The sequence below is a fragment of the Pedobacter hiemivivus genome (genome assembly GCF_004331685.1).
Taxonomy (GTDB): domain Bacteria; phylum Bacteroidota; class Bacteroidia; order Sphingobacteriales; family Sphingobacteriaceae; genus Pedobacter; species Pedobacter hiemivivus.
The window spans coordinates 14,824-32,668 of the sequence record NZ_SJSM01000011.1 but is presented as its reverse complement, the minus strand read 5'-3'; the positions used below and the strand labels follow the sequence as shown (position 1 = coordinate 32,668).

The 17,845-nt window shown below is 39.6% G+C and carries 17 protein-coding genes; 5 read left to right on the top strand and 12 right to left on the bottom strand.

Going from position 1 to position 17,845, the window contains the following annotated elements; genetic code table 11:
- Position 1 precedes the first annotated feature (1 nt).
- From EZ444_RS16745 to EZ444_RS16735, 3 genes are all read left to right on the top strand, one after another.
- The gene (locus tag EZ444_RS16745) at positions 2 to 559 is read left to right on the top strand and encodes a helix-turn-helix domain-containing protein (protein WP_205945289.1); all 558 of its coding nucleotides are present in this window, start codon (positions 2 to 4) and stop codon (positions 557 to 559) included.
- A gap of 70 nt (positions 560 to 629) precedes the next feature.
- Positions 630 to 1,781 carry a pyridoxal phosphate-dependent aminotransferase gene (locus EZ444_RS16740; protein WP_131610300.1) on the top strand — a complete coding sequence of 384 codons (1,152 nt, stop codon included), beginning with the start codon at positions 630 to 632 and terminating at the stop codon, positions 1,779 to 1,781.
- A 37-nt stretch (positions 1,782 to 1,818) separates the two neighbouring features.
- Complete coding sequence (locus EZ444_RS16735; RefSeq protein WP_131610299.1) at positions 1,819 to 2,667, top strand: prephenate dehydrogenase; 849 nt, start codon at positions 1,819 to 1,821, stop codon at positions 2,665 to 2,667.
- A gap of 69 nt (positions 2,668 to 2,736) precedes the next feature.
- On the opposite strand, the gene EZ444_RS16730 is transcribed toward EZ444_RS16735, so the two are convergent.
- Positions 2,737 to 4,452: a GMC oxidoreductase gene (locus EZ444_RS16730; protein ID WP_131610298.1), complete on the bottom strand. Its 1,716-nt coding sequence runs from the start codon at positions 4,450 to 4,452 to the stop codon at positions 2,737 to 2,739.
- Between the two features lie 35 nt (positions 4,453 to 4,487).
- A complete protein-coding gene (locus EZ444_RS16725; protein ID WP_225874754.1) occupies positions 4,488 to 5,021 on the bottom strand; it encodes a gluconate 2-dehydrogenase subunit 3 family protein in 534 nt (177 codons plus the stop codon).
- A 355-nt stretch (positions 5,022 to 5,376) separates the two neighbouring features.
- On the opposite strand from EZ444_RS16725, the gene EZ444_RS16720 reads away from it, so the two are divergent.
- Complete coding sequence (locus tag EZ444_RS16720) at positions 5,377 to 6,210, top strand: NYN domain-containing protein (RefSeq protein WP_131610297.1); 834 nt, start codon at positions 5,377 to 5,379, stop codon at positions 6,208 to 6,210.
- A gap of 14 nt (positions 6,211 to 6,224) precedes the next feature.
- Here the strand turns inward: EZ444_RS16720 and EZ444_RS16715 are convergent, their stop codons facing one another.
- The 10 genes from EZ444_RS16715 to EZ444_RS16670 form a co-directional block, all read right to left on the bottom strand.
- The gene (locus EZ444_RS16715; RefSeq protein WP_131610296.1) at positions 6,225 to 6,926 is read right to left on the bottom strand and encodes a DUF2461 domain-containing protein; all 702 of its coding nucleotides are present in this window, start codon (positions 6,924 to 6,926) and stop codon (positions 6,225 to 6,227) included.
- Positions 6,927 to 6,935: 9 nt separating this feature from the next.
- Positions 6,936 to 7,727: an SH3 domain-containing protein gene (locus tag EZ444_RS16710; protein ID WP_225874753.1), complete on the bottom strand. Its 792-nt coding sequence runs from the start codon at positions 7,725 to 7,727 to the stop codon at positions 6,936 to 6,938.
- Positions 7,705 to 9,513, bottom strand: a complete 1,809-nt coding sequence (locus EZ444_RS16705; RefSeq protein ID WP_225874752.1) for a BatD family protein — start codon at positions 9,511 to 9,513, stop codon at positions 7,705 to 7,707. Before EZ444_RS16705 ends, EZ444_RS16710 begins: the two co-directional genes overlap by 23 nt.
- Before the next feature lie 21 nt (positions 9,514 to 9,534).
- Entirely contained in the window at positions 9,535 to 10,317 is a 783-nt protein-coding gene (locus EZ444_RS16700) for a tetratricopeptide repeat protein (RefSeq protein WP_131610294.1), read from the bottom strand.
- 2 nt (positions 10,318 to 10,319) lie between these two features.
- The gene (locus EZ444_RS16695) at positions 10,320 to 11,354 is read right to left on the bottom strand and encodes a vWA domain-containing protein (RefSeq protein ID WP_131610293.1); all 1,035 of its coding nucleotides are present in this window, start codon (positions 11,352 to 11,354) and stop codon (positions 10,320 to 10,322) included.
- Positions 11,355 to 11,358: 4 nt separating this feature from the next.
- Positions 11,359 to 12,366 (bottom strand): vWA domain-containing protein, encoded by a 1,008-nt coding sequence (locus tag EZ444_RS16690; RefSeq protein WP_205945288.1) that lies wholly within the window; start codon positions 12,364 to 12,366, stop codon positions 11,359 to 11,361.
- Complete coding sequence (locus EZ444_RS16685; RefSeq protein ID WP_131610292.1) at positions 12,353 to 13,339, bottom strand: BatD family protein; 987 nt, start codon at positions 13,337 to 13,339, stop codon at positions 12,353 to 12,355. Before EZ444_RS16685 ends, EZ444_RS16690 begins: the two co-directional genes overlap by 14 nt.
- Positions 13,340 to 13,343: 4 nt before the next feature.
- Positions 13,344 to 14,219 (bottom strand): DUF58 domain-containing protein, encoded by an 876-nt coding sequence (locus EZ444_RS16680; RefSeq protein WP_169472267.1) that lies wholly within the window; start codon positions 14,217 to 14,219, stop codon positions 13,344 to 13,346.
- A 4-nt stretch (positions 14,220 to 14,223) separates the two neighbouring features.
- The gene (locus tag EZ444_RS16675) at positions 14,224 to 15,252 is read right to left on the bottom strand and encodes an AAA family ATPase (RefSeq protein WP_131610290.1); all 1,029 of its coding nucleotides are present in this window, start codon (positions 15,250 to 15,252) and stop codon (positions 14,224 to 14,226) included.
- Between the two features lie 308 nt (positions 15,253 to 15,560).
- Positions 15,561 to 16,340, bottom strand: a complete 780-nt coding sequence (locus tag EZ444_RS16670) for a DUF3050 domain-containing protein (RefSeq protein WP_131610289.1) — start codon at positions 16,338 to 16,340, stop codon at positions 15,561 to 15,563.
- A 311-nt stretch (positions 16,341 to 16,651) separates the two neighbouring features.
- Here EZ444_RS16670 and EZ444_RS16665 point away from each other — a divergent pair, with 311 nt between their 5' ends.
- Positions 16,652 to 17,791, top strand: a complete 1,140-nt coding sequence (locus EZ444_RS16665; protein WP_131610288.1) for a histidine decarboxylase — start codon at positions 16,652 to 16,654, stop codon at positions 17,789 to 17,791.
- Positions 17,792 to 17,845 lie beyond the last annotated feature (54 nt).

Genomic DNA, 17,845 nt, shown 5'->3' with positions numbered 1-17,845 from the left:
GATGGACGTACAAATTGGTTTAAAAAAAATACTACAAAAAGGTTTTCTTAGCTCAGAACTTGAATTTGAAAGGGCTTCAATCATCAACCGCAAGCTAAGAGTACTCATTAAAAAGCATCCGGAATTAGCTGAAGAAAGAAATCAACTACATGATATAATCATGGCTTATGAAGATAAGCATTGGGTTAATGCTGAAATCACCGAACAACTGGTAGAAGAAAACGATTTAGCAGAACAAATTGCTGAATGTGAAAATAAGTTTTACCAGCATCGCAAACAATCAGTCAAACTCAAACTTAAAGAGAAAGGGCTTACCCAAAAACAGCTAGGAATTATTTTAGGTCATACCAGCGAGACTTATATGTCTGAACTTATCAATGGAATAAACCCTTTTACCTTAAATGATCTGATCCTTATTCATAAACTTTTAGGCATAAGCATGGAACAACTCGTGCCAACAACCTTAAGTGCTCAAACAATCATCAAGGTAAAAAATACTATAGCTAAACTGAATAACCCTAAACTTCAAATAAAAATAGAAGATTTAGTTGAAGTGTAAGTTTGCCCTTAAAAAAGGTTTTTTATATTTGATTTCATCAAACCAATAAACAAACCAAAATTAACGTATCATGAGTGTGATTGCGAAGAGACTTGATGGGATTAGTGAATACTATTTCTCCCAAAAACTGCGGGAGATTGATTCCCTGAATAAAGAAGGTAAAAACATCATTAACTTAGGTATTGGCAGTCCTGATCTTCCACCACATCCTGATGTGATTAAGACATTGCAGGAAGAAGCAGCAAAACCTGGAGTACACGGTTATCAAGGCTACAAAGGTATCCCCGCATTGCGACAAGCGTTTACAGATTGGTATCAACGCTGGTACCAGGTATCACTGGATCCTGATACTGAAGTATTACCATTAATCGGTTCAAAAGAAGGCATCATGCATATTTGTATGACCTATCTGAATGAGGGGGACGAAGCATTGATCCCTGACCCTGGTTATCCCACTTACAGCAGTGCGGTTAAACTGGCAGGTGGCAAACCAGTGAGTTACCTTTTACAGGAAGAGCGAAACTGGTACCCTGACTTGGAGTCATTAGCAGCAAGGGATCTGAGCAAGGTAAAGCTGATGTTTGTGAATTATCCACATATGCCCACGGGACAGCAAATGGGCCCAGATTTATTTGAAAACCTGGTACGCTTTGCAAAAGAAAACCAGATCCTACTAGTGCATGATAACCCTTATAGTTTCATCCTGAATGACAATCCAGTAAGTCTTTTGAAAGCACCTGGTGCTAAAGAAGTAGTTCTGGAATTAAACTCTTTAAGCAAATCGCACAATATGGCCGGTTGGCGGATTGGTATGCTTTGCGGATCGAAAGAACGGATTGAAGAAGTATTAAGGTTCAAGAGTAATATGGATAGTGGTATGTTCCAGCCCCTACAAATGGCGGCAGCAAAAGCATTAAGTCTCGGCCCTGAATGGTATAGCCATATCAATAGCATCTATGCCGAAAGAAGAGAACAAGTATACCGTATATTAGATATCCTGGGTTGTAGCTATTCGCTTAAACAGGTTGGTTTATTTGTTTGGGCAAAAATTCCTGATCGTTATGAAGATGGCTATGCCCTTAGCGATGAAATCCTTTATGGATCAAACGTTTTCCTGACCCCCGGCGGCATATTCGGTAGCCAGGGTAATAGATACATCAGGATCAGTCTTTGTGGCGACCTATCCAGGTTTGAACAAGCGATAACCCGAATCAGTAAATAACATAAATAGCGCTTATATTAATAATTATATTTAAAAAATGAAGATAGCAGTAGTCGGTCTCGGACTTATTGGTGGTTCCATGGCATTGGTGTTAAAGCAAAAAGGCTTTGCCACTAAAGTATTTGGAGTGGACAACCAGGAGGCACATACACTAAAGGCACTTGAACTAGGAATTGTAGATGAAATAACCAATCTAGACGACGCAATTGCCAACAGCGACCTCATTATACTGAGTGCCCCGGTAAGTGCTTGTGCTACATTATTACCACTGGTGCTTGATCAGGTAAAACATCAGATTGTACTGGATACCGGCTCCACTAAAATGTCTTTATTGGACGCAGTAAAAGGACATGCTAAAAGGGGGCGCTATATTGCCACACACCCGATGTGGGGTACAGAATTCAGTGGACCGGAAGCTGCAACAGAAGATGCCTTTGATGGTAGGGCAAATGTGATTTGCAATGCTACAGAAAGTGATAAGGATGCATTGGCAACAGTCGAACATTTATACACTTTACTAGGCATGTATAATGTGTATATGGAGGGAAAGGATCACGATGTCCACGTGGCCTATGTCAGCCATATCTCTCATATAACGTCCTTTGCTTTGGCCAACACCGTACTGGAAAAAGAGAAAGAAGAAAATGCCATATTTGAACTGGCCAGTGCGGGTTTCGAAAGCACGGTAAGGCTAGCAAAAAGTAGTCCTGCGATGTGGATGCCCATATTTAAACAGAACAAAGAAAATGTGCTCGATGTACTAAACGAACACATTACTCAGCTCCGAAAATTCAAATCTTGTATTGAAAAAGAAAACTGGGCTTATCTTACGGAGTTGATGGAGAACGCGAATAAAATCAAACATGTCCTCGACCGGGAAGAATAATTAAATGAGTTGCTGATTTTATGAATCATATAAAATCAGCAACAAGCATTTTATTTATCAACCAAATAATTAAATATTACCTTTTTTTAATTGGGCTACAGCATAATCGCAAGCCCGTGCTGTTAAAGCCATATAGGTTAAAGATGGATTTTGTGTACCGGTAGATGTCATGCAGGCTCCATCGGTCACAAATACATTTTTACAGCTGTGCAATTGATTCCATTCATTTAAGAGTGATGTCTTTGGATCTTTCCCCATACGCACACCCCCCATCTCATGAATATCATTACCTGGCCTTCTGTCGTCATTACGGGTTTCAATATTTGTAAAACCGGCAGATTCGTACATATCCTTCATCTGCTCAAAATAATCTGCCCTCATTTTACGATCATTATCATCATAATCAATAGATATACGCAGTTGAGGAACGCCCCAAGCATCCTTTAAACTGGAATCCAGTTTTACATAATTACTCTCTTTTGGAATTGTTTCTCCCATCATATGCGATCCGACTTTCCAGGGACCCAACTCCTTTTTTAACAGGTGCTTTTTCAGATCTTCCCCAACGCCATCCGTATCGTTCCATTCCTTACGTCTTGCACTAAAAGCAGCAGCATATCCCCTTAAAAAGTCAGTTTCCTGCTGATGCACATTTCTAAAACGCGGAATATACCCCCCACCCGCGGGATTACGGCCGTCGGTCTTGTATTCAAGTTCACCATCAAATTCAGCAGTAATTACTGCGGTATAATTATGAAAAGCCACGTATTTACCCAGCAATCCAGAATCATTCCCCAAACCATTCTCAAAACGATCAGAAACTGAATTCAGCAAAATGAGATTGGTATTTATGGCTGAAGCATTCACAAATATTACATCGGCGTAAAAATCAATTTCCTCTTTGGTGGTTGTATCAATCACTTTTACCCCCGTTGCTTTGCCCTTTTTTGAATCATAAATAATCGAATGGACTACCGATAATGGCCTCAATGTTAAGTTTCCTGTCTTTTGAGCCCAAGGCAATGTAGAAGCATTGCTACTAAAATAGCCGCCAAATGGGCAACCACGTTGACAAAGGATACGATTTTGACATTGCCCTCGTCCTTGATCAAAATGAATTTGATTGGGTTTAGACAAATGTGCACATCGTGCACTAATTACATGCCTATTGGCATATTTTCCCTTAATCACTTCCTTGAAATGGTTTTCTGCAGCATTCAGCGGAAATGCAGGTAAGAAGTCCCCATCAGGTAATTCTGCTAATCCATCTTTATTCCCTGAAATACCGGCAAAACGTTCTACATAGGTATACCAGGATGCGATATCTTTATACCGGATTGGCCAGTCAACACTGAAACCATCACGTGCAGGTCCTTCAAAATCAAAGTCGCTCCAACGCTGGGTTTGTCTTGCCCAAAGTAACGACTTGCCTCCTACCTGGTAACCACGAATCCAGTCGAAAGGCTTTTCCTCCACATATGGATGCTCCTTATCTTTTACAAAAAAATGTTGTGAATCTTCATGATAGGCATAACAGCGGTTGGCGATAGGGTTCGCTTCCTTATCTTTAAGCGGCATTTCGTTGCGATGCTCAAACTCATAGGGAAACTTATTGGTAGTGGGATAATCTTTGATGTGCTCCACATTTCTACCCCGCTCCAAAACCAATGTCTTTAAACCTTTTTCAGTAAACTCTTTAGCGGCCCAGCCTCCACTAATGCCAGAACCGATAACTATAGCATCAAATGTTCTTTCTTTTATGCTGTCTATTGCGATATTCGCCATATTTCTATTCTTTATAAAAAAATCTTAATTACCAATTATGCCGGAAAATGACCATTGTAACGACCTGGTACAAGTTCATACTTGACCAGATTTGTCATCACATATTCTGAGTTTAAATACCCCTGAATTGTTTTGCTTTTGGTGATCTCATAAAATTTATAAATTGCATTGTTCTTTTCTTTATCCTGCTGGATGCTTTTTAACAACTCCTCACGCTCAGGAATTGAAGCTTTTACAAAAGATTTACTAACTTTTTCTTTTACAAAATCATCGAATTCCTTCAGGCCTCTGATAAACATTTGCTGATCCTCCGTTTTGTAACAGTCATCCACCATTTTCATTACAAACAAATGCAATTTGAGACTTTTAGCGCCCGGACTGTCAGTTTCCGGCACAAGTGTTTCACAAAGTGCTTCAAGAAACAACTCATCCTCTTCCGTTAAGCTCAAATTATTTAGTTGTATTGTCGGTTTTCCCGACTTGCTATAACAAGCAGGTAAGACCATTGCGCCTCCGGCAATGATTAAAAGGTTTCGTATAGCAGTCCTTCTAGGAATTAGTTGGTTCATTTTGGTTATATATAGGTTGTCAAATAGTTATTCGCATACTTGTGGTTTTCCATCATACTGACAAATTGATTTCGGAATATCGAAAATAGGCATTTTATTCGTACTTACCCCTCTGGATTTCCACCCATTATAAAGTCTTCACTCTTTTTATTGAAAGGAAAAGTAGAAGCTAAAGGCGTACTGAAATACGAATGGTTTGAGCTATCCCTTCAGGAAGCTTTAAAGAATCAATTTGTCGTTAGCCATACGCCCGAAGTATTGTAGCCTTTATTAAATCCGATATCCGGATTTAGTGGAACTAATATTTTTCTGTTTATGTTTGCTTATCTTTAATAAAATCACCAGCACAAGGCTTATGAAAAACGAGAAAGATCTGAAACTCGCAGTACTGATCGATGCAGACAATGTACCTTATGCCAACGTCAAGGAAATGTTTGAGGAAATAGCCAAATATGGCACCCCAACCTTTAAAAGAATCTATGCTGATTGGACCAAACCGACTGTTTCGGGATGGAAAAAGGTACTACTAGAGAATGCCATCACTCCCATTCAACAATACAGTTACTCCAGTGGTAAAAATGCTAGTGATAGTGCGCTGATCATCGATGCCATGGATATCCTTTATACTGGTAAAGTTGACGGCTTCTGCATTGTCTCTAGCGACAGTGATTTCACCAGATTAGCAACCAGACTTCGAGAAGCTGGCATGAAGGTAATTGGTATTGGTGAAAAGAAAACATTAACTCCTTTTATCACGGCTTGTGATAAATTCATCTACATTGAAATTCTAAAACCAAAACAAATGCCTGCGGAAGACAACAGTACAATCCAAACTACTACAAGTACTAAAACTCCCGAAATGCAGCCTTTGAGCAAAGTTGACCCCGGAATTATTAGACTCTTCGCAGATAGTATTACTGACCTGGCAGATGAAGATGGGTGGGCTTATCTTGGAGATTTCGGCAATCTGATGATGAAGAAAAAACCGGATTTTGACTCTAGAAATTATGGCTTTTCTAAATTGCTACCTTTAATAAAAAGCACCAACCGATTTGAAGTAGACGAAAGAGAAAGTGGGAAAGCAAATGTTAAGCACATCTATATCAGAAAACTCACTCAGCCAGCACCCGCACCTGCCATTAAAAAGACCAACCGTAAGAGAAAAGTAAGCAAAGTAACAAAGCCGTAGACTGGCCGATAGTATTATATGCTCAATCCGTTGATATCAGTAGTCAGTACTTCACTCATATAGTCCAAAAATGGACGCATATCTTTAAAGGTCTGACTTGCTTCTTTTAGAAAGCCTGAACTTAAAACAGCTTCATCAGAAAACTTTCGGATCAGCAGAAACTGCTTATACCGTAAGAGATCTATAGCCTCAGAATTTGCATCGAAACCTTTAGGTGTAGTCTTTAGTTGCTCTCCTTTTAATTTTTCAAAAGATGAAATAAATGACTCGCTATTTAAGATTTTTCTCATAGGCGCCGAATCAAATGAAATATCTTCTCGAATCAGCTTCAGATCATCAGCATTTGGTCCCCAAAACCCACCACCAATAAAACTGTTGCCCGGTTCGATATGAAAGTAATAACCACCCCTACGGTATTTGGTCGCCCGCTTAAAGCTTCCACTCCAATACGTCTTATAAGGTGTCTTATCTTTAGAGAAACGGGTATCCCTATAAATGCGATACACACTTTTTGCACCCGAAGGAGTTTCTATCACATCGTGAGTATTGAGCTCTTGTAATAACGCTTCTGCAAAAGCTGTTACCATTTGCTGTTCATCTTGAAACTCCTCTTTATTGGCATTGAACCAATCCCTGTCATTATGATTTTTTAGCTTATTTAAAAAAGCAAAGTTTGATGGGAATAACTGCGTTTGTTTTGTAGGTGACTGTGCCATATAATCCTCTTATATTTCCTTAATATCCATCAATTTTATCCATCCCCCATTGCCATTGGCCAACACGACCTTTGCCCAATTATTATTCCGTTCCAAAATACTCACTTTTGTACCTTCATGGATCACAAACAATGTTTTCTGCTGTCCATCAGGACCGCTTTTTACATCAACAGCGCCACTAAAAACGATCCCCTGCGGATTGCCATCCAGGTAATCTGATTGTACACTAGACATCGCTCGAAAGATCAAGCCTAAGGAAAGCACAGTTATCCCAGTATAAAAGGCCATCTTTTTCGGCCAAACGGAAATCAAAAACAGATAAGCGATGAGCAAAATAAAGCCTGCAATAAAGCACACAATTGTAAATACAGATAAGGTACTTAGAGAAAAGAATAAGATAAATCCTTTCCACCATTTGCTCAGAAAAAACTCAGGTATCTCTTCGATTCTATCCGTTATTTTAAGGTTTGCCAACTGTAAGTTCAGCTTAATATCTGCGTCACCCGGTGCCAACTTCAATGCCTTTTCATAGTTTAAAATTGCAGCAGGCATTTCGGCCAACTTATATTGCGCATTCCCCAGGTTAAAATAAACTGGCGCAGATTCATAGCCCGCATCCAATACCTGCTTATAAGCCGCTGCAGCATCCTCAAAACGATTCCTTGCATAAGCCTCATTCCCCTGCTGGAGAAATGTCTCAGCATTGATCTCCTTTGCTGTTACGCAAAATGGGATGGCCAACAGTAATAGCCATACATACAAACTATATTTCAAAAGGTTACCCATGCTCTTCGATGTCATTAATGATACTTTTAGCTTTATCAAATACTTCCTGATCTGAAATTCCAGAGACAGGAGCATACCGTGCCATTTCGCACAAATCCAGTGTCTCTGTGAGTTGACTGATTAATGGCATTGCGATGCCAGCCGCATTTAGCTGCTCACTGATATTATCCTTATTCAATTCCGCAGCAGGAATATTAAACTTATCACTCAGGTATTGGTATAGTCCTTTATAAACATCTTGATAAAATAACTTTTTATCTCCAGCCAGCAATTGTTTCTTTGCACTCGCCAAATGTTTAGCCGCAATTTTATTGGCATTTCTACCCTTTACCTTCACCTGATCTCTGTTATTATCTCTATATCGTTTACGATAAGCCAAGGCACCAATAAACAGCAAAGGACCTAAACAAAGTAAACTGTAGTAAGCTGCCGATCCGTAAAAAGAACTACCCTTTTTATGTAAACCTGATGTACTCGTTTTAATGTAAGCGATATCTTTTGCCAACATTTTAATGTCCTTCTGGTTACCCGAAGCATAAGCTGTAACATTCGACCCCGGAGCACCTTTAGCGACTTTTAAATTAAAAGGTCCCGCAGTTAAGGTCACATACTTTTGGGTAGCAGGATTAAAATAGGAGAATTTTAAAGGTTCAATAGTATAATTCCCTTCATGTCTTGGAATAAGCAAATAACTGAACTCCCTGCTTCCAGAAACACCATTCAAGCTTTCAGTTAGATGATCTGTGATTTTCGGATCATACTTCTCCAGATCTGCAGGAAAATTCACAGTAGGTGCTTTCAAGAGCTTCAAATTACCAGAGCCCGTTATTTTGAGTGTATAATTAACCGCTTCATTTGCTTTAACCGATGATTTATCAATCGCAGCACCAATTGCAAAAGTACCTACAGCACCTTCAAAACCCTCAGGCTTACCAGCATCAGGCAGGGCTTTTACATTAATGGTTACAGGTGCACTTTTCACTTTATACTTCACATCCTCATAAGAACCACCACCAAAAAATTGCTCAATAGGATCATTGGATGGCACATTTTTACGCACCACAAAATTCATAATCAAAGGATCAAGCGTTAGCTTTCCAAAACGTTCCGGGAATAAAATAATCTCTTTTAGTACTCCGACATGATATCTGGTCCCGTTGTAAACTTCCTCTTTCCATTCCACACTCTGACTGCCATTTTTAATCTCCTGACTCCAAAATCCGTTGAAATCTGGTAATTTCTCAGGCTCATTGCCAACAATGGCGATATTCGCATATAGCTTATAAGTAACCGCAATTTGCTCGCCCTGGTAAACATTCGTTTTACTGGCGATTGCTCTCAAAAACAACCGCTTCGAAAGGTCAGCAGAATTGCCAGTAGGCACTGCGCCCCTCTGACCTCCTTGAGCCGATTGTCCCGACTGCTGAGGAACAGCTCTTCCCTTTGTTACCTTTATTTTTACGCCGTTAGATTTATAGGCCTTACCATTGACCACCATACTTGCTGGCCCAATAGCATACTCCCCTTCTTTAACTCCAATCAGCACATAGCTTACAGAAATGCTTGCCGTTGTAGTTCCATTGACAGAACTGAAACTGGACGATTGATTAGGCCCACCAACTACCTCAAACCCGTTAAATGCAGGTGGATCAAATGATTCCGGATTTCCAGTAGTTGAAAAAGTAATCTCAAACTGCTCACCAGTTGCCACCTGATTAGAACTTACTGATGCAGTAACCTTTATCTGGCCTAAACCAATGGTCGACCATAAAAGCAGTATCGACAATAAATAATATCTCATTTTCATTATATAATACCCCTTTTACCAGTCTTTAACAATACGTCCCTTTACCCCTTTTGCTTTTTTGTTTTTCAACTTATCCTGGGTATTTTTCTCTTCATTTTTCAAGGCCTCCAACATCCTTTCAGCGTCCTCTTTAGACAACTTATCTGGCTGTGGCTGTTGCCCCTGCTGATCTTTTTTGTCCTGATCCTTCTTGTTTTTGTCTTTTTGATCTTTATCCTGGTCCTTTTTATCCTGATCTTTCTTATCCTTATTCTGCTTATCCTTGTCCTTCTGATCTTTATTCTGGTCCTTCTGATCTTTATTCTGGTCCTTCTTATCCTGATCTTTCTTGTCTTTATTTTTATCCTTATTGTTCTTATCCTGCTGCTGTTGCTGCTTCAATTTTTCCTGAGCATAAGCCAGATTATACCGCGTCTGATCATCTTTAGGATTATTGATCAAAGATTTTTTATAGGCCTCAATACTCTCTTCCAGCTTTTTATTTTCCAACAAAGAATTACCCAAATTATGGTAAGCTTGCGCCTTTACCGCTTTGTTTTCTGATGAGGATGCAATCTCCGTAAATTTTTGTGCAGCATTATCAAATTTCTTCTGCTTGTACAAAGCATCTCCCAAATTAAAATTACCAGCTACAGATTCCTTTGTTTTCTCTACCGACTGCCGGTAGCTTGCCTCAGCTTCCGCATATTTTTGTTGCTGATATAGCTTATTGCCGTTGTGGATGTATTTCTTCTCCTTCTGTGCAAAAACTACAGCTCCTTGTAATACAATATATATAATAATGATCAATTGCTTCATAACTACCTCACTTCAAACAAATTCAACTCAGTTAATTTCAAGTTTCTACGGTTGGAGATAAAAAACTCTAGCAACAACAGCAAAACAGATAATCCAAGGAAAAACTGGAACCTATCTTCATAGTTTTTAAATGACTTACTGTCGTACGTTTTCTTTTCCATTTTATTTACCTGATCCATCACGATGTTTAAACCACTATTGGCATTACTAGCCCTCACATACACACCATTCCCGGCTTCCGAAATCTCCTTACACATCGCCTCGTTCAACTTCGTCACCACCGTTTTTCCAGTCTCATCAGTATGAAAACCTACCGGTCTGCCATTCTTGTAAATAGGCACAGGCGCACCCTCCGCTGATCCCACACCAATCACATGTATGGCTACATCCTTGGCGCTCGCACTTTTAGCTGCCGAAACTGCATCATCCTCATGGTTTTCACCATCCGTCATCAAAATCATCGCCTTACTGGTACCATTCACGAAATTAAAGGATTTCATCCCCATATCAATCGCAGCACCAATCGCGGTACCCTGTGTTGGCACAATATCAGTAGTAATGTTATTCAAGAACAACTTAGCCGCAGAGTAATCCGTTGTTATAGGCAACTGAACATAAGCCTCGCCAGCAAAAATGATAATCCCTATCCGATCGTTATGTAAATTATCAATCAACTGCGAAATGGCACGCTTGGCGTTCTCCAGTCTATTAGGGGCCAAATCACCCGCCAACATACTGTTCGAAACATCCAACAAAATCATCAAATCTGCACCATCCTTTTTCGCCTCTTCCATTTTAGTTCCTATCTGAGGATTGGCAATACCGACCACCAAAGAAGCATAAGCCAATATGTACAATACAAACTTTAAACCCGGTCTACTCAACGAAACCTCAGGCATCATCCTTCTTACCGTATGTGGATCACCAAAAGCCAATAAAGCTTTTCTTTTCCATCTACGCACCCATAAAAAGATCAGGATGAATAGTGGAACGGCTGCTAAGCCCCATAAAAATTCTATATGTTCAAAACGTAGCATCTGTTTAAGTTAAAGCTCCTTTAAAAATTGTATTTCTCAATAAAAACTCAGCCAGCAACAACACCAAGGCGATTAAAGCAAAAGGCAAAAAGCGCTCTGTCTTTTTATGATATTGCGTAACCGCAATCTTTGCCTTTTCCAATTGATCTATTTGCTGATAAATCTGCTTTAGTTTTTCATTATTAGTAGCACGGAAATACTTTCCACCAGTAGTGTTAGCAATCTTAGTCAATACATCCTCATCAATGGTAACCGGAACCTGTTGATACTCGACCCCGAATGGTGTTTTTACCGGATATGGCGCATAGCCTTTTGTACCCACACCAACAGTATAAACCCTTACCTTCATTTGTTTAGCAATTTCGGCAGCAGTCATTGGCGGTATAGAACCTGTAGTATTCGATCCATCCGTCAACAAAATCACAACCTTACTCTTGGCTTCACTCTCTTTTAAGCGGTTCACTGCTGTTGCCAGTCCCATTCCAATCGCAGTTCCATCCTCAATCATTCCATTGTTAACGTCCTTAAACAAATTAATCAACACATCATGATCAATGGTAAGCGGACACTGCGTAAAGCTCTCCCCACTAAAAATAACCAGACCTATTCGATCTTCCGGACGGTCTTTTATAAAGTCTATCGCAATATTTTTACCGGCTTCCAAGCGGTTCGGTTTCAAATCTTCCGCAAGCATACTACCAGAAATATCTGTAGCAATTACAATATCAATCCCCTCAGTTGTCGAGTTTTGCCAACTAAAAGCCGATTGAGGCCTTGCCAATGCAATAATCAAAACGATCAATGCCAATACCCTTAAAACAATACCGTAATGCCTTAAAATAGTATAACTACGCTTCTTTTTACCGGATGAAAAACCCTTTAAAGCTGACATCCGCAGGCTCCCCTGAAGTTTGTTATTTCTCCAGATGTACCAACCAATCATTAAAGGAATGATAATCAGGAGCCAGAAAAAACCCTTATTGGCAAATTCAATTCCGCTAAACAGATTCATTATCTTTATTTTGTACTTTATTTTCAGTCAATGGAGCAACAACGGCTTTGGTATTCATTACAAAACTGATTGCATTCTCCATACTTTGTTCATTATCTGTGTTCAATGGTGTTGCCTTGGCAAACTTCACCAAATCAGCAAGCAGCAACATCTGCCTTAGCTTATTTGTATTTTGTTCCGAAATATCAAGATGGCGCAATCCAGCGAAGATCTCTTCAGATGTTTGCTCCAGGGCATTGATTTCATACCTTTTCTCCAAATACTCCCTAATGATGTCTGTCAGCTCGCTATGGTACTGTTTAATCTGGCCCTGTTCCCATAATTTTTCGCTTTTCAAAGCATTCAGCTTGTCTAAAGCGATGGTATGCAAAGGAACAATTGGTTTAGGAGCTTCAACTTTAGCAGGCTTATTTCTGCGTTTTTTAATGAAGTACCAGATCAGTCCAACGACTACTAAGATCCCTAATGCCACAAATAACACCAGTTTCCAGTTATCCCTAAGCCAGTCCATAAAAGAATAAGACACCGCCAAAGGTTCCTTAATATCATATATGGCCTTCGTAGTGTCTACCTTTACAGCCAATACCTCCAAGGGGAGTGCAGCTGTATTAAAATTTCCCGACTTACTACCAAATGTATAAGCAGGAATCATATGTAAGCCCGCATCAAAAGAGGTAATGGTATATTGCCTGCTAATGGTTTTTACACCTGGATTATTTTGATCGGCAATGGTATCAGTCTTACCCATTTCAACAATTTGTACTTTTGATGAAATGGTATCTGCCAACACCGGAAAATCCACCTGCCCATTAACTGGCAAATGAACAATCAAATGTAATCTGGTCTGATCTCCTAACGCTATTGTGGTCTTGTCTAGCTTAGCCTCTACCCTAATGTCCTGCGCTTTTGCTGAATAAGTAAAGCCAGCCAAAGCCAGCATTAAGCACCAGCTAAAATTAAAATATTGTCTCATACCCTTATCTTCTGGCTTCTCTTTTCTTAAACAATGTCATTAATGGCTTGATATAGGATTGATGCGTCCCGATTTTGGTAAAGTCTACCCCTGATTTTCTGAACATATCTTCCAACTTTCCATTCCTTTCCAAAGCCGCAGCCTTAAATGAATTACGTACCTGCTTACTACTGGTGTTGATCCATTCAATTTCTCCACTTTCTTCATCCTTCACCGGAATCAATCCCAAATCAGGGAACTCTTCTTCATGAATATCATATAACCTTAAAGCAACCAGGTCATGTTTACGATTGGCAATTTTAAGTTCATTTTCAAAAGGGCCGCTCATAAAATCTGAGATCAGAAAAGCAGTACACCTTTTTTTGATAGCGCTGGTAAAATACCTTAAGCCTTCGGCCACATTGGTACCCTTATTTTGTGGTTTAAAATCTATCAGCTCCCTAATGATCATCAGAATGTGACTTCGACCTTTTTTTGGCGGGATAAATTTCTCTACCTTATCGCTAAAAAAGAGCACACCAACTTTATCATTATTCTGTATGGCCGAAAAAGAAAGTACAGCGCATAGTTCTGTCGCCAATTCTTGCTTCAACTGAACCTGTGTTCCAAAATTCTTAGATCCACTCACATCCACCAGCAACATCACTGTCATTTCCCGTTCTTCATCAAATACCTTCACATAAGGATGATTAAAACGGGCAGTTACATTCCAGTCGATGGTACGAATCTCATCTCCCACCTGGTATTCTCGCACCTCGCTAAAGGCCATACCACGACCTTTAAATGCCGATTGGTATTCGCCTGAGAAGATCTGGTTGCTTAAACCACGAGTTTTGATCTCAATCTTCCTTACTTTTTTTAAGAGGTCTTTGGTATCCATAATACTAAGGAACTTCTACTGCATTTAGTATTCCAGTGATGATGGTCTCCGTATTGATATCTTCGGCTTCAGCCTCATAAGTAAGCCCAATACGATGTCTCAATACATCATGACAAACAGCCCTAACATCTTCAGGGATTACATAACCTCTTCTTTTAATAAAAGCATACGCTTTAGCAGCTAAGGCAAGATTGATACTTGCACGAGGCGAAGCACCAAAACTAATCAGATTCTTATAATCAGCCAATTTATAATCAGCAGGGAAACGTGTCGCAAAAACGATATCGATAATGTATTGTTCGATTTTCTCGTCCATATACACTTCTCTAACCACCTTTCTTGCTCTCAAAATATCATCTGTGTGAATCACTACATTAGCCTTAGGCATACCTTGAGGTGTAATATTTGCCCGCATGATCTTTTTCTCATCCTCCTTTTTAGGATAACCAATCACAACCTTCAACATAAACCTGTCTACTTGCGCTTCTGGCAACGGGTAAGTACCCTCTTGCTCAATTGGGTTTTGAGTAGCAAGTACCAAAAAAGGCTTAGGCAATGGGAAAGTATTATCGCCAATGGTTACCTGGCGCTCCTGCATCGCTTCCAATAAAGCACTCTGTACTTTAGCCGGTGCACGATTAATCTCATCCGCCAAAATAAAGTTAGAGAACAATGGACCTTTTCTAACAATAAATTCTTCTTTCTTTTGGTTGTAGATCATTGTTCCCAGCAAATCTGCCGGTAAAAGATCTGGTGTAAACTGAATTCTGCTGAAACCTGCATCGATGGCTTTAGACAGGGTGTTAATAGCCAATGTTTTTGCCAGTCCCGGTACACCTTCCAACAGGATGTGTCCATCGGCAAGCAAACCGATCATCAGGCGCTCTACCATATACCTTTGCCCAACAATTACTTTATCCATTTCCATAAAAAGGAGATCGATAAATGCACTTTCTTTTTGAATCATTTCATTCAGTGCACGGATATCAGTTCCATACGATGAATGCTCAGTAATATTAGTTACTTCTTCCATTTATACCCATTTTTTTATTCGTTGCGAAAATTACGACAAACGTTAATTTTTTCACAGTGTTTAATGGGGGTATAATGTTAAAATATGTTAAAAAAGGGAATTTAGGTTGACTCTTCGCGGTCTGGAATAAGTTTTTTCTTCTTTAGGAAGAAAAAAATGAATCCTAGGTCCGCTCTGAGCAACCAAAATTCCTGGTCACAAACACAGGCTTGAGTTTAACTCAGGAATTGTGGAGTAAACCAAGGATCCTGTGTACTTGCTTTATTCCTGAAAATTTTATAATGATATTTTGTTACCTCTCTACTGCATTAACCTTTCACTGCCATGATTTCCTCGTAGGCACCGTCCCAAAGTTCAATGCGCTTTTTTAAGGATTCGATGGTTGCTGCCTCAGCTGCTTTCCAATGCGACTCGTTATCGCCACAAAGCTCTGAAGTCATAGCCAAAGCAAGATGACTATGATGATCGCCATCAACTTCAATATGTCTGTCCAGATAATATTTAAATAGAGAAATCTGATCTGGGAATTTCGCATTCAAATCATTTACAATAGTCAGGAACATATTTGGAATCAAATCCTCCCTTCCGAAGGTAAATGCACTGGCCTGCAAATGGGCCTCGCCACTATTAATGATTTTGAAAGTGTAATCCACAAAACTTCTGGCTTCAGCTGGTGTATCCGAATGCGTATAAGCCTTTTCAAAATCACCGGTAGCTTTTAAAGTTTCAGTAAACCTGTTAATCTGAGTAATATCAGCTCCACACTGCTGCATCGCATCAAGATACATTTCAAAATGGCTTTTCTTATCCCCATTTGCATCTACATCTGATTCTTCTCCAGCAACGATTTCATTGATCAAAGCGCGCGTATTACCCGAGCCAACAGGATACCAGGGAACCTGAGTACAGGTAAGGTTAATCTGCAAAGACTTTAACAAGGACATAAAATCCCAAACCGCATAAACATGATATTCCATAAAGATCCTCAGATCTTCCAGATCTTCAATTACGGCGTAAACCTTATGATTGATAATTTCTGCTCTTAATGAAGCTATTGATGTTTGAATGTTTTCCAGAGGTCCGTTCATTGCATTGCCGTTTTATAATTGGCCGCAAATGTAAAAGGAAATTTTGGTTGACTCTTCGCGAACTGCAATAAATTGTTTTTCTTGACAAAAAACAAATGAACTAAAGTAAGTACACCCAAACTCAAATTTTAAAAATCAGCTAAACGTCCAAGCAAACGCAAAATTTTCTTAAAGTCGAAACAGTTTTAATCCCACCACTTCAAATCATTATTTCAAATAAACAAAACAAACAATATAATATTCTTAATCAAGAAACATTATTAAAACTTTATTTCATTAAAGGTATTTTTGCAGTACAAAACAACCAAGCAATGCATACAAATTCCTTATCAACAAGCGAAAACCAAATACTTGAAAAATTACTAGAAGAAGTAAAGACAAATACCGATTACTTCATGGGATATCCTGTATCTAAAGACTTTAACTATACCGAACTAATGCCCTTTATGGAATACCCAATGAATAATCTGGGTGATCCTTTTGTCCCTTCGACTTATGCAGTAGGTTCACGTGAAATTGAAAAAGAGGTGGTGCAGTTTTTTGCCGAGCTATTTAGAGCAGAACCACACGACTGGTGGGGATATGTAACTAACGGTGGTTCGGAAGGCAACCTTTACGGCCTATACCTGGCCAGAGAAATTCATCCCAAAGGGATGGTATACTACTCTGAGGCTACACACTACAGCGTACAAAAGAATCTACATCTCTTAAACATGTCCAACATCGTAATCAGCACTCAGGACAACGGAGAAATCGATTATGAAGATCTGGAAAACACCATCCGCATGAACAGGCATATGCCTGTGATCATTATGGCCAATATAGGCACCACTATGACCGAAGCCCGTGATGACATTAGTAAAATTAAACTGATCCTAAAAAAACTGGCCATCAAACATTATTATATCCATGCCGACGGTGCCCTATCCGGCAGTTATAGTGCTTTAATAGAACCTAGACCGGCATTTGATTTCGCAGATGGTGCCGATAGCATAGCCATAAGTGGCCACAAATTTATCGGATCTCCAATGCCATGTGGCGTAGTCATAGCTAAAAAATCAAATAGAGATCGAATTGCACGTTCCGTAGCCTACATCGGCAGCATGGACACCACCATTTCCGGCTCCAGAAACGGACATAGCCCCCTATTTCTGTGGTATACCATAAAAAAACTAGGCATAGCAGGTTTAAAAGACCGTGCCAGACATTGCCTCGAAACAGCCAGTTACGCGGAACAGAAACTTAAAGAAATAGGTATCCCAGCCTGGAGAAATACAAACGCCATTACTGTGAACTTCCCGGAGCCCGGCTTAAAAATTAGACAAAAATGGCAACTCGCTGCCGAAGGCGGATGGTCGCACATCATCTGCATGCCCAATATCACCAAAACACAAATTGATCAGCTGATACAAGAAATCATCACCTCAAAAGCAACCATACCAACGCTTTAACCAAATTTTATATTTCAGCCCACCAACCATAAACAAATTAGGCGCCTTAAATAA

Excerpts from the sequence above, each read along its gene's own strand:
- EZ444_RS16745 (WP_205945289.1), top strand. The coding sequence starts at position 2 with ATGGACGTACAAATTGGTTTAAAAAAAATACTACAAAAAGGTTTTCTT.
- EZ444_RS16740 (WP_131610300.1), top strand. The coding sequence starts at position 630 with ATGAGTGTGATTGCGAAGAGACTTGATGGGATTAGTGAATACTATTTC.
- EZ444_RS16735 (WP_131610299.1), top strand. The coding sequence starts at position 1,819 with ATGAAGATAGCAGTAGTCGGTCTCGGACTTATTGGTGGTTCCATGGCA.
- EZ444_RS16730 (WP_131610298.1), bottom strand. The coding sequence starts at position 4,452 with ATGGCGAATATCGCAATAGACAGCATAAAAGAAAGAACATTTGATGCT.
- EZ444_RS16725 (WP_225874754.1), bottom strand. The coding sequence starts at position 5,021 with ATGAACCAACTAATTCCTAGAAGGACTGCTATACGAAACCTTTTAATC.
- EZ444_RS16720 (WP_131610297.1), top strand. The coding sequence starts at position 5,377 with ATGAAAAACGAGAAAGATCTGAAACTCGCAGTACTGATCGATGCAGAC.
- EZ444_RS16715 (WP_131610296.1), bottom strand. The coding sequence starts at position 6,926 with ATGGCACAGTCACCTACAAAACAAACGCAGTTATTCCCATCAAACTTT.
- EZ444_RS16710 (WP_225874753.1), bottom strand. The coding sequence starts at position 7,727 with ATGACATCGAAGAGCATGGGTAACCTTTTGAAATATAGTTTGTATGTA.
- EZ444_RS16705 (WP_225874752.1), bottom strand. The coding sequence starts at position 9,513 with ATGAGATATTATTTATTGTCGATACTGCTTTTATGGTCGACCATTGGT.
- EZ444_RS16700 (WP_131610294.1), bottom strand. The coding sequence starts at position 10,317 with ATGAAGCAATTGATCATTATTATATATATTGTATTACAAGGAGCTGTA.
- EZ444_RS16695 (WP_131610293.1), bottom strand. The coding sequence starts at position 11,354 with ATGCTACGTTTTGAACATATAGAATTTTTATGGGGCTTAGCAGCCGTT.
- EZ444_RS16690 (WP_205945288.1), bottom strand. The coding sequence starts at position 12,366 with ATGAATCTGTTTAGCGGAATTGAATTTGCCAATAAGGGTTTTTTCTGG.
- EZ444_RS16685 (WP_131610292.1), bottom strand. The coding sequence starts at position 13,339 with ATGAGACAATATTTTAATTTTAGCTGGTGCTTAATGCTGGCTTTGGCT.
- EZ444_RS16680 (WP_169472267.1), bottom strand. The coding sequence starts at position 14,219 with ATGGATACCAAAGACCTCTTAAAAAAAGTAAGGAAGATTGAGATCAAA.
- EZ444_RS16675 (WP_131610290.1), bottom strand. The coding sequence starts at position 15,252 with ATGGAAGAAGTAACTAATATTACTGAGCATTCATCGTATGGAACTGAT.
- EZ444_RS16670 (WP_131610289.1), bottom strand. The coding sequence starts at position 16,340 with ATGAACGGACCTCTGGAAAACATTCAAACATCAATAGCTTCATTAAGA.
- EZ444_RS16665 (WP_131610288.1), top strand. The coding sequence starts at position 16,652 with ATGCATACAAATTCCTTATCAACAAGCGAAAACCAAATACTTGAAAAA.